Source organism: Pseudomonas sp. LBUM1643 (assembly GCF_059716215.1).
Genome location: NZ_CP166813.1, coordinates 358,610 through 372,001, shown reverse-complemented (window position 1 = coordinate 372,001; position 13,392 = coordinate 358,610). Strand labels below are relative to the sequence as shown.

The window sequence follows — 13,392 nt, the reverse complement described above, 5'->3', positions numbered from 1 at the left end:
TCGCCTTTTGAGGAGACGCGCCTTGGCACGCTGGTGTTGGGAAAATCAGTTGAGATTCGGCAAAGCCTTGTGCAGCAAATTCGGTTCTTTCAACACGCTGGCAGCAGCGGCAATGTCCGGCGCCAACCAGCGATCCTGATCGTAAGCCGGGACACGTTCGCGCAGCAGACGCCACGCCGCCTCGGTGCCAGCACCAAAGCGCTGCGTTTTCAGGAACTCGAACGCCTGGGCCGCCAGCAAGTACTCGATGGCGAGAATCTGCGTGCAGTTTTCCAGGGCGCGATGCAGCTTGAGCGCGGCGTTGGTGCCCATGCTCAGGTGATCTTCCTGCAGGCCCGAGGTGACGTAGTTGTCGAGCACAGCCGGTTGCGCCAATTGGCGGTTTTCCGCGCACAGCGAAGCGGCGACGTATTGCACAATCATCATCCCGGAGTTCACGCCCGGGTTGGCCACGAGAAAGGCCGGAAGGCCGCTGACGTGCGGGTTGATCAAGCGATCCAGGCGACGCTCGGCGATGGAGCCGATCTCCGCCATGGCGATGGCCAGCAAATCCGCCGCGAATGCCACCGACTGACCGTGCGGGTTAGCCTGGGACATGATGCGGAAATTATCCGGCGTGCCCAGCAATAACGGATTGTCGGTGGCGGCATTGAGTTCGGTTTCGATCTGCTTCGTCGCGTGCTCAAGCTGATCGCGAGCAGCGCCATGGACCTGAGGGATCGAACGAATGCTCAACGCATCCTGAGTGCGAATGCCCTTGCTCGAGGCGATCACTTCACTGCCATCCAGCAACGCTCGTAAGTTGATTCCGACCTGTTGCATGCCGGGGTGCGGCTTGAGCGCGATGATTTCGGCGTCGAACGCCGCAATCTGGCCGCGTTGAGCCTCGAAGCTCATGGCGCCGATCACATCGGCCCATTGCACCAGGCGCGTTGCATCGGCAATGGCGAGGCAGCTGAGGCCGGTCATGCACGGCGTACCGTTGACCAGGCACAAACCGTCTTTAGCGCCAAGCTGAACCGGCTGCAGGCCTTCTTCGGCGAGGGCCTGTTGCGCGGAAACGATGTGTCCGCGATAGCTGACATTGCCGACGCCCAGCAGCGCGATGCCGATGTGGGCCATATGGGTCAGGTAACCGACCGACCCCTGGGACGGCACTTGCGGAGTGATGCCGCGATTGAGCAGCGCCAACAGGGCTTCGACGACCCGTCGATGCAGGCCGGACTTGCCCTGCGTGAAGTTGATGACGGCCGCGCACATGATCGCGCGCGTCTGTTCGTCGGCCAGCGGAGCGCCAACGCCACAGGCGTGACTGAGCAGTGTGTTACGCGACAGTTGACTGAGTTGTTCGTCCTGCAGCGAAACGTTGCACAGCGCGCCCAGACCGGTGTTGATGCCATAGGCACGTTCGCCACTGGTGACGATGCGTTGGACGATCGCCTGGGCATTCTCGATCCGCGCCCAGATCGGCGCCGACAGCTCAAGTTGTGCACCATGCCGAGCGACGGCGACTACGTTCTGCCAGGTTACCTGTGCTTCGGTGATAACGATTTTTTCAGCCTGGGACATCATTGACCTCAATCCGGAATATTGATGCAGCTTCACCGCCGCTATCGCGAGCAGGCTCACTCCTACAGGGGTTACGCATTCCAACTGTAGGAGTGAGCCTGCTCGCGATGAGGCCAGCCCAGCCAACACAAATTATCTAAACCACCGCAGCCCGTCGCTGCACGAACCGGTCGACATACTCATCTGCTGGCGAATGCAGGATCTCGCGCGGCGTGCCGACCTGGATCAGCTGGCCGTCCTTGAGGATCGCAATGCGGTTGCCGATGCGCACGGCCTCGTCGAGGTCGTGGGTGATGAAGACGATGGTCTTGTGCAAGGTCTTTTGCAGCTCCAGCAACTGGTCCTGCATCTCCGCACGGATCAGCGGGTCGAGGGCGCTGAACGCTTCGTCCATCAGGATGATGTCAGTGTCCGCCGCCAAGGCGCGGGCCAGGCCCACACGCTGGCGCATGCCGCCCGAGAGCTGGTGCGGGTATTTGTTTTCGTAGCCTTTGAGGCCCACGGTGTTGATCCAGTGCAGGGCGCGTTCGGTGCACATCTGTTTGCTCTCGCCGCGCACTTTCAGGCCGTAGGCGACGTTGTCCACCACGGTCTTGTGCGGCAGCAGGCCGAAGCTCTGGAAAACCATGCTGATCTTGTGCCGACGAAATTCGCGCAGGGCTTCCATGTCGTATTGCAGGATGTCCACGCCGTCCACCAGGATCGCGCCGCTGGTGGGGTCGATCAGGCGATTGAAGTGGCGAACCAGCGTCGATTTGCCGGAGCCCGACAGGCCCATGATCACGAAGATCTCACCGGTACCGATGCTCAACGACAAGTCGTTCACACCGACCACGCAGCCGGTTTCGGAGAGCACCTGATCCTTGGTTTTGCCTTGGCCAACCATGGCCAGCGCATCCTTGGAACGGTTGCCGAAAATCTTGAAGACGTTTTTGACTTCGATCTTGCTGATGGCTTCGTTGCTCATTTGCTCACCTCATGCCGTGGCCGACCATACGCCTGAGTAATGCGGTCGATGACCACTGCCAGAATCACGATCGCCAGGCCGGCTTCCAGGCCTCGTCCAACGTTGAGGGTCTGAATCCCCACCAACACATCTTCACCCAAGCCACGGGCACCGATCATCGAGGCAATTACCACCATCGACAGGGCCATCATGGTGGTCTGGTTGATCCCGGCCATGATGCTCGGCAGGGCCAGCGGCAGTTGCACGCCGAACAGTTGTTGCCAGCGGTTGGCACCGAAGGCGTTGATGGCCTCCATTACTTCTCCGTCGACCTGGCGAATGCCGAGATCGGTCAGGCGGATCAGCGGCGGCGCGGCGTAGATAACGGTCGCGAAAATCGCTGGTACCTTGCCCAGGCCGAACAGCATCAGCACCGGGATCAGGTACACGAAACTCGGCATGGTCTGCATGATGTCGAGCAACGGCATCAGCACCGAACGCAGGCGATTGCTGCGCGCCGACAGGATGCCAAGCGGAATGCCGATCAGCACCGAAATCACCGTCGCGACCATCATCAGTGCGAGGGTCTGCATCAGCTTGTCCCAGAGGCCAACCGCCCCCACCAGGAACAACAAGCCGACGATGACAGCGGTGGTCACGATCTTGCGGGTCGCGTGCCAGGCCACACCTGCAACGATTGCCAGCATCAGCCACCAGGGCGCCGCACGCAGCAGGCCTTCAAGGTTGACGATGGCCCACAACAGGGTGTCTGAGATGTGCCGGAACACATCGCCGTAATTGGTCACCAGCGAATCAACCCAACCGTTGACCCAGTCGGCGATGGAAAAGGTAAAGCTTTCGGGAAACATAAGAGACTCTCAATCAAGGGGTTGCGATGCAGCACCCGACTGCCGTCGCCGGCAGTCGAAGAAGCTGGACCTACAAGGCCGCGTCGATCTTCTTGGCTGCGTCTTCGCTGACCCACGCATGCCAGACTTCAGGATGTTCCTTGAGGAAGATTTTCGCCAGCTTCGGCGAAGCAATCCGCTCTTTCGCCATGCGCCCCAGGTTCTGGTTCAGCAGGTCGATCGGCAGGTTGACCTTTTCCAGCACGGCCACCAGTTCCGGGGCCTCGTCGTGGAAGGTTTTGGACAGGCCGACCTTGATGGTCACGCTCTTGTCCACGCCCGGTTTCTCTTCAAGCTTGACCAGGTCGACCTGGCCCATCAGCGGCGTTGGCGACCAGTAGTAGAACAGAATCGGTTCGCCACGCTTGTAGCTCGACAGCACCGCTGCATCCAGTGCCGGGCCGGTGCCTGGGCGGAAGTTGGTGTAGGTGCTTTCCAGCCCGTAGCTCTTCAGCATCTCGCTGTTGTCCAGCTCACAGGTCCAGCCGGCCGGGCAGTTGTAGAAACGGCCTTTGGAAGGCTCTTCCTGATCCTTGAACACGCTGGCGTACTTGGCCAGATCAGCAATGTTCTTAAGGTCTGGGGCCTTGGCTTCCAGCTTGCGATTGGCATCGCCTTCGATCACGTAGCGCGGTACGTACCAGCCTTCGACAGCGCCCGTAACCGGAGCGCCAACACCGACGACCTTGCCGGCCTTCTCGGCCTTGTTCCAGACTTCACTACGCCCCACCCATTCTTCGGCGAAGACTTGAATGTCGTTACTGCTCAGGGCGTTTTCCATGGTGATGGAATTGCCCGGCAGGCTGTCGGTCTTGCAGTCGTAGCCTTTCTCCAACACGACTTGCAGCACGTCGGTCAGCAGCATGCCGCTTTCCCAGTTGAGGCCGGCGAACTTCACCGGTTTACCCGATTCGCACCAACCGGCTGCCTGGCTGGCGCCGGCGCTGGCGAGCAGGCCCATGGAAAGCAATGTAGTCAGCAGGGTCTTGTTCGATTTCATTGTTGTGACGCTCCTAATCATGAATTGGCTTACGGCAGTCAAGAGGCATCCAGCCCTGTCCTCGTCCAATCAGGCCCGCGCCGCAGCGCGACTGGCCCCGCTCGTTACTGGTTGCACAACACTGTCCTGCTCGACCGGCAGAATCAGTCTATCGGGCACCGAGCCGTGCCATTTTTTTGCACACACGTAATACAGGGCTGCAGGAAGCACCAGACCGATGATCCAGGAGATATCCACATCACCCAGGGTCGCTACCAGCGGACCGGTATAGAACTTGGTGGAGATGAACGGTAGCTGCACCAGCACACCGAAGACATAAACGCTGATACCCAGGGGGTTCCAACGGCCGTAGCGACCGTTCGGATCGGCCAGGGCCGGCACGTCATAACGCTCGCGGGTGATGCAGTAGTAATCTACAAGGTTGATCGCGCTCCATGGCGTGAAGAACGCCAGCAGAAACAGGATGAAGGACTTGAAGGCACCGAGGAACGAATGTTGACCGAGTAAAGCCATCAGGGTCGCAGCCCCTACGATGACCAGCACGAAGACCAGACGCTGCAAGCGCGTGACCTTCAGCTCACCACGGAAGCCGCTGATGATGGTCGCAATGCACATGAAGCTGCCGTAGGAATTGAGCGTGGAGATGGTGACCTTTCCGAACGCGATGCTGAAGTACAGCAGCGCAGCGGTGGCACCGGTCCCACCCAAACCAACGATATAGGCCACTTCGTGACCGGCGAACTGGCCGTTGGACGATGCAGCGGCAAACACGCCGAGGATCATTGCCACCTGTGCGCCAATGACCGAACCTGCGCCAGCGGCGAAAAAGGTCTTCACCGAAGAAGTCTTGCTTGGAAGGTAGCGCGAATAGTCAGCCACGTAAGGGCCGAAGGCGATCTGCCAGGACGCCGCAAGTGACACGGCAAGCAGGAAGCTGCTCCAGCTGAAGTGGCGGATTTCCAGCAGCGCGCCAACGTCCGTCTGGCTCATGAGACGGGTGAACAGGAAAACGAAAGCAATCACGCCGATGACGCTGGCGATACGGCCAATCCAGTGGATCACCCGATAGCCGAGCACCGTGACCAGCACGATGACACTGGCAAAAATGAGGATACCGACGCTGTCGCTGACGCCAAACAACTGGCCCAGCGCCTGGCCGGAAAGTACGGTACCCGTGGCGGTGAAACCGAGGTACATCAAGCAGACCAGCACGATCGGGATGGCCGCGCCATAAACACCGAACTGAACCCGGCTGGAAATCATCTGTGGCAGACCAAGCTTCGGCCCTTGCGCCGCATGCAACGCCATTACCCCACCGCCCAGCAGTTGACCGATCAACAGACCGATCAACGACCAGAACACATCACCGCCCAGCACCACGGCCAAGGCCCCGGTGACAATCGCGGTGATTTGCAGGTTGGCACCCATCCACAGGGTGAACTGACTCAATAGACGACCGTGTCTTTCCGCTTCCGGGATGTAGTCGATCGAACGTTTCTCGATCAACGGTTTACTGCCTGCACGATCGTTGTTAACAGCCATGATTCAACCTCTGTGGATTGTTATTCTGGGTTGGTGTGATCCCCTGTAGGAGTGAGCCTGCTCGCGATGGCGGCGTGTCAGTCAGCATAAATACTGAATGTACCGCCCTCATCGCGAGCAGGCTCGCTCCTACAGGGCAAGCATTACTTGCCGGTGATCATCGGCAGGTTCAGGCCTTGTTCCTTGGCGCAGTCGATCGCGATCTGGTAACCCGCATCGGCGTGGCGCATGACACCGGTCGCCGGGTCGTTGTGCAGCACGCGAGCGATGCGTTCGGCCGCTTCGTCGGTGCCGTCGCAGACGATCACCATGCCCGAGTGCTGGGAGAAGCCCATGCCGACGCCGCCGCCGTGGTGCAGCGAAACCCAGGTCGCGCCGCTTGCGGTGTTGAGCAGGGCGTTGAGCAGTGGCCAGTCGGACACGGCGTCGGAACCGTCCTGCATCGACTCGGTTTCACGGTTCGGGCTGGCCACGGAACCGGAGTCCAGGTGGTCACGGCCGATGACGATCGGCGCGGACAATTCACCGCTGCGCACCATTTCGTTGAACGCCAGGCCCAGCTTGGCGCGCAGGCCCAGGCCGACCCAGCAGATACGCGCCGGCAGACCCTGGAAGCTGATGCGCTCGCGGGCCATGTCCAGCCAGTTGTGCAGGTGCGCGTCGTCAGGGATCAGTTCTTTGACCTTGGCGTCGGTTTTGTAGATGTCTTGCGGATCGCCCGACAGTGCCGCCCAACGGAACGGGCCGATGCCACGGCAGAACAACGGGCGGATGTAGGCCGGTACGAAACCCGGGAAGTCGAACGCGTTTTCCACGCCTTCTTCCTGCGCCATCTGGCGGATGTTGTTGCCGTAGTCGAAGGTCGGAATGCCCATTTTCTGGAATTCGAGCATCGCTTTAACGTGCACGGCCATCGATTGCTTGGCGGCTTTCACCACGGCAGCCGGCTCGGTCTTGGCGCGGGCGCGGTATTCGTCCCAGGTCCAGCCGGCCGGCAGGTAGCCGTTAAGCGGGTCGTGGGCGCTGGTCTGGTCGGTGACCATGTCCGGGCGCACGCCACGCTTGACCAGTTCCGGCAGGATTTCCGCAGCGTTACCCAGCAGCGCGATGGAAATCGCCTTGCCTTCCTTGGTGTATTTGTCGATGCGCGCCAGTGCGTCGTCGAGGTCTTTGGCTTGCTCGTCGACGTAGCGGCTGTTCAGGCGGAAATCGATGCTGACCTGCTGGCATTCAATGTTCAGCGAGCAGGCACCGGCCAGGGTCGCGGCCAGTGGCTGAGCGCCGCCCATGCCGCCGAGGCCTGCGGTCAGGACCCAGCGACCTTTGAGGTCATCGTTGTAATGCTGGCGACCGGCTTCGACGAAGGTTTCGTAGGTGCCCTGGACGATGCCCTGGCTGCCGATGTAGATCCAGCTGCCGGCGGTCATCTGGCCGTACATGGCCAGGCCTTTGGCGTCGAGTTCGTTGAAGTGTTCCCAGCTCGCCCAGTGCGGCACCAGGTTGGAGTTGGCGATCAATACGCGCGGGGCATTGGTGTGGGTCTTGAACACGCCGACCGGCTTGCCGGATTGCACCAGCAGGGTCTCGTCGTCGTTCAGGTTGGTCAGGCTTTCGACGATCTTGTCGTAGCATTCCCAGTTACGCGCCGCACGACCGATACCACCGTAAACCACCAGTTCTTTAGGGTTCTCGGCGACTTCCGGGTCGAGGTTGTTCATCAACATGCGCAGCGGCGCTTCAGTCAGCCAGCTTTTGGCGGTCAGCGTGTTACCGCGGGCGGCACGGATTTCAACGTCACGGTACTTCGTAGGTTTATTGTCAGTCACGAAAAAGACTCCTCAGCGATCAATTCAAACCAACCCTGGCAGTGGGCAAGCCAGCCTGTGCGCATCGTTGCGCCACAAGCGAATCAGTGGACGCTGCGGAGAGCCTCAAACAACTCTTACGCATACGTCTTTACTTGTACATACAAGCATATGCAATCAAGCGGCCAACTTGCTGGATGGTTGTTCAAGAAAAATGCTGAAACGCTTTGCAACACTGGTAGATCAAGGGCTGTGAGGGAGATGAAATTTTTGCAGAGGGCTTTTGTGCGGAGGGTGACGGCTGTTACCTGGACGGGGTTTTGCGCCACGCTGGGGCGTTCGGTAACAAAGTGGTGCGCGGAGGGGAACGCTTAAAATCAAAAGATCGCAACCTTCGGCAGCTGCTACCTGGGTCATGCACACCACACATTTTGCGGATGGACATCGAACATGTAGGAGCTGCCGAAGGCTGCGATCTTTTAGGGTTTTGGATCAGCGTGCAGTCAGTTCGATCACGCAGCATGGGCCATTGCTGGAGATCTCCAGCAGGCCGGCGTTACCGTTGAGCTGCAGGCAATCATGGCGACCCAACTGTGCGTCGCTTTGATCGACCTTCACTTCCAGGCCATCGGCGACACTGAACACCAGTAATGTGCCGGCCGAGCTGAAAAACCGTTGATCGCCATCCAGCCACTGCAATCGTGCATCGTAACGCTGCGGTGCATAGATCAGGTTGAAGTCGCGAATCGGGCCACCTACCAACGCACAGGAAACCTGGCTCTCGCCGCTGAAGGAAAACGGGTCCAGCGGTAACAACGGGCGCGTGTCCTGACCGTCAACCCGCAAGGTCATGCCGTCGCCCTGCAGCACGGTAATCACTCGATGATAACCGGCAAAGGTGGAAAACCCGCCCGACTCGCCGATGTCGGCAATCGACAGGCGCCAGCCGAAGCCATCAAGACCGGCACCGGCGTCGCGAATGATTTCTTCAGTGCTGCCCCCGCCGTTTTTCCACGGCATGCGAGGGTAATCCTTGGCGCGTAGAACGTTCATTTCTTTCATTTATGGAACCGACCTTCCAGACGATGACGGGAACCGGGGTGGATCAGGCGAGCGGCTGTTACCGGCTGGCGGCCAGACCAGGTGCGGCGACGAATCAGCAGGCAGGGCTCGCCCTTTTCAATCTGCAGCAGTTTGCATTCGGTCGCTTCAGCCAGTATCGCCTCGACCACGTGCTCGCCTTCCGTCAGCGGCGCCACCTGGTTCAGATAGGCATAAGGCGTTTGCAGGGTGAAATCCTGCTTGAGGTAGTCCGGCGCCACCAGTGCGTTGACGAAACGATCCTCGATTTGCACCGGGATATCGTTTTCAAAATGCACGATCAGCGAGTGAAAGACTTTCTGGCCTTCGCGCATGTCCAGCGCCAGGGCACGCTCGGAACCGGCCGCCTCTTCTTCGAGGGTGATCACTTTGCAGGTGTGACGATGGCCGCGAGAGGCGATTTCGTCGGCGATGTTGTGCACTTCAAACAAAGCGGACTGACTTTTCGGCTCGGCGACGAACGTGCCGACACCTTGCATGCGCACCAAAAGACCGTCGGCGGTCATCTCGCGTAGCGCGCGGTTGATGGTCATTCGGCTGAAACCCAACTGGCTGACCAACTCGCTTTCCGACGGAACGCGATAGTGCGGCGGCCAATTACCACTGTCGATTTGCTGGGTAATCATCTGTTTAACGCGGGCGTACAGGGGCGCCGGACTGTCGCCCATGTTCGCGGCCAACGGAGAGACTGCAGGCGGAGTCGGCACGGTTAATCCTTTGATCGTCTGGATGAGATTGCTAGCTTGCCGGAGTTTACCGAGCAGGCAAACGTCTGTATATGTATATACAAATAACACACGATGGGGTGCTGAACCATGTCCGCTTTCTTTGCCGAGCGCGCGCTTCTGCCTAACGGATGGGCCAATAACGTACGTCTTGAGGTCAGCGCCGATGGCGTGTTGACTCATATTCAGGCTGATTCCCATGCAGATGGCGCCGAAAGGCTGAGTGGCCCGCTTCTTCCGGGCATGCCGAATTTGCACTCCCATGCGTTCCAGCGGGCAATGGCCGGGCTCGCCGAAGTGGCGGGTAATCCGAACGATAGTTTCTGGACCTGGCGCGATTTGATGTACCGCCTCGTCGGAAAAATCAGCCCGGACCAGCTCGGCGTCATTGCCCGTCAGCTCTACATCGAAATGCTCAAGGCGGGCTACACGTCCGTCGCGGAATTTCATTACGTGCACCACGACCTCAACGGCCAGCCTTACGCAGACCCCGCCGAGCTGGCACTGCGCGTCAGCCAGGCCGCCGCCTCTGCCGGCATCGGACTGACAGTGTTGCCGGTGCTCTACAGCCACTCCGGTTTCGGCGGCCAGGCACCAAACGACGGTCAGCGCCGTTTTATCAACAGCACCGAGAACTACCTCAAGCTGCAGTCGCGCTTGCAGCCGATCCTGGCGCAGCAACCGGCGCAATCCCTGGGCTTGTGCTTCCACTCGTTGCGAGCGGTCACCCCGCAGCAGATCAGCGAAGTGCTCGCCGCCAGCGACAAGCAATGCCCCGTGCACATCCACATCGCCGAGCAGCAAAAGGAAGTCGATGACTGCGTGAGCTGGAGCGGTCGCCGTCCGTTGCAATGGCTGTACGAAAACACTGAAGTCGATCAGCGCTGGTGCCTGGTCCACGCCACCCACGCCAACCCGGAAGAAGTCACGCTCATGGCCAAGAGTCGCGCCATCGCCGGGCTGTGCCTGACCACCGAAGCCAACCTCGGCGACGGGATCTTTCCGGCGGTGGATTTTCTCGCGCAGGGCGGGCGCATGGGCATCGGTTCCGATAGCCATGTGTCATTGAGCGTGGTGGAAGAGTTGCGCTGGCTGGAATATGGCCAGCGACTGCGCGATCAGCGGCGTAACCGGTTGTATGGCGCGGATCAGCCGATGGTCGGCCGTACGCTATACGACGCTGCACTGGACGGCGGTGCGCAGGCGCTGGGCCAGCCGATTGGCGCACTGGAAGTAGGCAAGCGTGCCGACTGGCTGGTGCTGGACGGCAATGATCCATACCTGGCCACGGCCAGTGGCGACGGGATTCTGAACCGTTGGTTGTTTGCCGGCGGCGATCGTCAGGTGCGGGATGTGCTGGTCAATGGGCAGTGGGTTGTGCGCGATGGACATCATGAGGACGAGGAAGAAAGCAACCGCGCCTTCACCCAGGTCCTGCGCGATCTCCTCGGTTAAATGCAAAAGATCGCAGCCTCCGGCAGTTCCTACAGGGTCCAGGTTGATCCGCATTATTGCGATCAACCGGATCAATGTAGGAGCTGCCGGAGGCTCGGGCCGCGTTCGGACGATCTTTTTTCAGCCGCGCTGCTAATTCGAGGTCTTGGCCATCTGCGTATCCGACGCCCGCCAGATCAGCCGCGTGGTGTCATAACCCTGCTGACGCGCCTTGCTCAGCAGTTCTTCGCGCACTACACCATTGACCGAAGGCGTCCGGGACAGCAGCCAGAGATACCGGCGGCTCGGATCACCAACGATGGCGGTCTTGTAGTCGTCGCTGACGTACAACACCCAGTATTGCCCTTTCGCTACACCCGGCAGCAATCGCGAAAACCAGGTATCAAACTCAACCCACAACTTGTCGGTCTTGCCCGGCACCTGTGGATAAGCCGTGCCCTTGGCTTCTTCCCATTGCCAGTCCGCCGTCAGGCAACGGTTGAGCACCAAAACATTACCGTCGGGCTTGAGCGTGTAATGGGCTTCGGATTGCGCGCAGTTGCGCTGGAAATACATCGGCAGGCGCGCCAACTCATACCACGTGCCCTGATACTTCTTGAGGTTGACGCTGTTGACGGTTTTCGGCGCCAACGGATCTTCGCCAGAAGTGGCGCAGCCGGCCAATACCAGGCCCGCTAAAAGTACAAAAAATAACCGCTTCATTGTTTTTCTCCCGTGGGCGCGTAGCCCCGGTTTACTTCAGGCCTTGGCCAGAAAACATCAACACTTTGTCACCGGCGTATTGCACGCTGATAAAGCTGTTCTTGTCGCCCCAAGTGCAACTGGACATGCCCAGCGCGCCCGAGCAATCGGCGGGTTTACCCAGCAGGTTTTCAACCTCGGCCTTGGGCATCCCGGCAGACAACTTCGAGTAGTTTTCCTGATTGACCTTGCTGCATGCGGCCAACAACACGCAGAACGAAAGCAGGGCGATAGAGCGCAGCGACATGGTGTAGCTCCTGGGGCGAAGGGGTTGGCATGGCTGCCAAGCAGAAGCTTAGAAGAGAAAACCCCTATCTGGTTCCCCGCAGGACTGGCTATTTATCGGGCCACTCGTCTGCCATTTGCCGAAAAATCAGCGACTTTCTCGCGCTAATGAACATTTCGTCGATTTTCGACAAAGACGCCTAATCTTTGGCGCCGACCGGTCGACATAGAAGCAGCGCAAGCCCCCTGTTGATCAGCCCCTCCGCGGTAGCTCATTTAATGACCAGAAACATGAAGTTCAGCCACAAGATCCTGTTGGCTGCTGCCCTCGTGGTGGCCGTTGCATTTGCCTGTTTCATCCTGTTTAACGACTACCGCCAGCGCCAGACCTTGCGCAGCAGTACCGAAGCGTCGATGCAGGAACTCGGCAGTCTGACCACCAGCAACATTCAGACCTGGCTGGAAAGCCGCATTCAGTTGCTGCAATCGCTGTCCCAGCAGATCGCCGCGGACGGCAGCGCCCCGGCCAGCCTCAAGCGCGCTATCGACCTGCCGGCCTACACCAGCAATTTCCAGCTGAGCTACTTCGGCGGCAACGATGGCGTGATGTTCTCAGTCCCGGCCGGCAATCGCGCTGCGGACTACGACCCTCGCACCCGTGGCTGGTACAAGGCGGCCAACAGCGCGCAACAGACCATCGTCACCGAACCGTACATCGCTGCGTCCTCCGGCAAACTGGTGATCACCGTGGCCACTCCTGTTCAGCGCCAGGGCCAGATGATCGGCGTTGCGGGTGCGGACATCGACCTGTCCAGCGTCAGCGCGATCATCAACTCCCTGAATTTCGGCGGCCACGGCCACGCGTTCATCGTCAGCGCTGATGGCAAGATTCTGATTCATCCAGACAGCAAACTGGTGCTCAAGAGCCTGGCCGACGCTTACCCGAACGGTGCACCCAACGTCAGTGCTGGCATGAAAGAAGTCGAGATCGATGGCACAAGCCAGTTCATCTCCTTCACCCACGTCAACGGCGTGCCGTCGGCGGACTGGTACGTGGCGCTGGTGCTCGATCAGGAAACCGCGTTCTCGATGCTCAGCGAATTTCGCACGTCGGCGATCATAGCCATGGTCATCGCGGTGGTCATCATCATCGCGCTGCTGGGCATGCTGATCAGCTTCCTGATGCAGCCGCTGCTGACCATGGGCCGCGCCATGCACGACATCGCCGAAGGCGAAGGTGACCTGACGAAACGCCTGACCATCCACGGCCATGATGAATTCGGCGCCCTGGGCACTTCGTTCAACCGCTTTGTGGAACGCATCCATACATCGATCAGCGAAGTGGCATCGGCCACAGGTCAGGTCAACGAAGTGG

General features: G+C 59.7%; 11 protein-coding genes and 1 pseudogene. 2 read left to right on the top strand and 10 right to left on the bottom strand.

Annotated elements, in window-relative coordinates; translation table 11 throughout:
• Positions 1–45: 45 nt before the first annotated feature.
• From hutH to hutC, 8 genes are all read right to left on the bottom strand, one after another.
• Positions 46–1,569 (bottom strand): histidine ammonia-lyase, encoded by a 1,524-nt coding sequence (gene hutH / locus ACA063_RS01630; RefSeq protein WP_497664530.1) that lies wholly within the window; start codon positions 1,567–1,569, stop codon positions 46–48.
• 136 nt (positions 1,570–1,705) lie between these two features.
• The gene (locus tag ACA063_RS01625; RefSeq protein ID WP_497664529.1) at positions 1,706–2,536 is read right to left on the bottom strand and encodes a quaternary amine ABC transporter ATP-binding protein; all 831 of its coding nucleotides are present in this window, start codon (positions 2,534–2,536) and stop codon (positions 1,706–1,708) included.
• Positions 2,533–3,384 (bottom strand): ABC transporter permease, encoded by an 852-nt coding sequence (locus ACA063_RS01620; protein WP_162439995.1) that lies wholly within the window; start codon positions 3,382–3,384, stop codon positions 2,533–2,535. The genes ACA063_RS01625 and ACA063_RS01620 overlap by 4 nt, the downstream gene beginning before the upstream one ends.
• 70 nt (positions 3,385–3,454) lie before the next feature.
• Complete coding sequence (locus tag ACA063_RS01615) at positions 3,455–4,423, bottom strand: ABC transporter substrate-binding protein (protein ID WP_497664528.1); 969 nt, start codon at positions 4,421–4,423, stop codon at positions 3,455–3,457.
• 69 nt (positions 4,424–4,492) lie between these two features.
• Complete coding sequence (locus tag ACA063_RS01610) at positions 4,493–5,965, bottom strand: purine-cytosine permease family protein (RefSeq protein ID WP_497664527.1); 1,473 nt, start codon at positions 5,963–5,965, stop codon at positions 4,493–4,495.
• Between the two features lie 143 nt (positions 5,966–6,108).
• The gene (hutU, locus tag ACA063_RS01605; RefSeq protein ID WP_194691690.1) at positions 6,109–7,791 is read right to left on the bottom strand and encodes a urocanate hydratase; all 1,683 of its coding nucleotides are present in this window, start codon (positions 7,789–7,791) and stop codon (positions 6,109–6,111) included.
• A 471-nt stretch (positions 7,792–8,262) separates the two neighbouring features.
• Positions 8,263–8,832, bottom strand: a complete 570-nt coding sequence (locus tag ACA063_RS01600; protein WP_497664526.1) for a HutD/Ves family protein — start codon at positions 8,830–8,832, stop codon at positions 8,263–8,265.
• Entirely contained in the window at positions 8,829–9,539 is a 711-nt protein-coding gene (hutC, locus tag ACA063_RS01595) for a histidine utilization transcriptional repressor HutC (RefSeq protein WP_162441046.1), read from the bottom strand. Before hutC ends, ACA063_RS01600 begins: the two co-directional genes overlap by 4 nt.
• Positions 9,540–9,686: 147 nt before the next feature.
• Between hutC and ACA063_RS01590 the strand changes: the two genes are divergently transcribed.
• A complete protein-coding gene (locus tag ACA063_RS01590) occupies positions 9,687–11,051 on the top strand; it encodes a formimidoylglutamate deiminase (RefSeq protein WP_497664525.1) in 1,365 nt (454 codons plus the stop codon).
• Positions 11,052–11,183: 132 nt separating this feature from the next.
• Here the strand turns inward: ACA063_RS01590 and ACA063_RS01585 are convergent, their stop codons facing one another.
• Together ACA063_RS01585 and ACA063_RS01580 are read right to left on the bottom strand one after the other, a co-directional pair.
• Positions 11,184–11,753 carry a lipocalin family protein gene (locus tag ACA063_RS01585; protein WP_162441042.1) on the bottom strand — a complete coding sequence of 190 codons (570 nt, stop codon included), beginning with the start codon at positions 11,751–11,753 and terminating at the stop codon, positions 11,184–11,186.
• A gap of 31 nt (positions 11,754–11,784) precedes the next feature.
• Positions 11,785–12,039, bottom strand: a complete 255-nt coding sequence (locus tag ACA063_RS01580) for an outer membrane protein assembly factor BamE (RefSeq protein WP_162441041.1) — start codon at positions 12,037–12,039, stop codon at positions 11,785–11,787.
• Between the two features lie 257 nt (positions 12,040–12,296).
• Between ACA063_RS01580 and ACA063_RS01575 the strand changes: the two are divergent.
• Positions 12,297–13,331, top strand: a pseudogene (locus ACA063_RS01575) (HAMP domain-containing protein); the annotation flags it as partial.
• Between the last annotated feature and the right edge of the window lie 61 nt (positions 13,332–13,392).

Coding starts and splice junctions, on each gene's coding strand:
- hutH (WP_497664530.1), bottom strand. CDS start 1,569: ATGTCCCAGGCTGAAAAAATCGTTATCACCGAAGCACAGGTAACCTGG.
- ACA063_RS01625 (WP_497664529.1), bottom strand. CDS start 2,536: ATGAGCAACGAAGCCATCAGCAAGATCGAAGTCAAAAACGTCTTCAAG.
- ACA063_RS01620 (WP_162439995.1), bottom strand. CDS start 3,384: ATGTTTCCCGAAAGCTTTACCTTTTCCATCGCCGACTGGGTCAACGGT.
- ACA063_RS01615 (WP_497664528.1), bottom strand. CDS start 4,423: ATGAAATCGAACAAGACCCTGCTGACTACATTGCTTTCCATGGGCCTG.
- ACA063_RS01610 (WP_497664527.1), bottom strand. CDS start 5,965: ATGGCTGTTAACAACGATCGTGCAGGCAGTAAACCGTTGATCGAGAAA.
- ACA063_RS01600 (WP_497664526.1), bottom strand. CDS start 8,832: ATGAAAGAAATGAACGTTCTACGCGCCAAGGATTACCCTCGCATGCCG.
- hutC (WP_162441046.1), bottom strand. CDS start 9,539: ATGGGCGACAGTCCGGCGCCCCTGTACGCCCGCGTTAAACAGATGATT.
- ACA063_RS01590 (WP_497664525.1), top strand. CDS start 9,687: ATGTCCGCTTTCTTTGCCGAGCGCGCGCTTCTGCCTAACGGATGGGCC.
- ACA063_RS01585 (WP_162441042.1), bottom strand. CDS start 11,753: ATGAAGCGGTTATTTTTTGTACTTTTAGCGGGCCTGGTATTGGCCGGC.
- ACA063_RS01580 (WP_162441041.1), bottom strand. CDS start 12,039: ATGTCGCTGCGCTCTATCGCCCTGCTTTCGTTCTGCGTGTTGTTGGCC.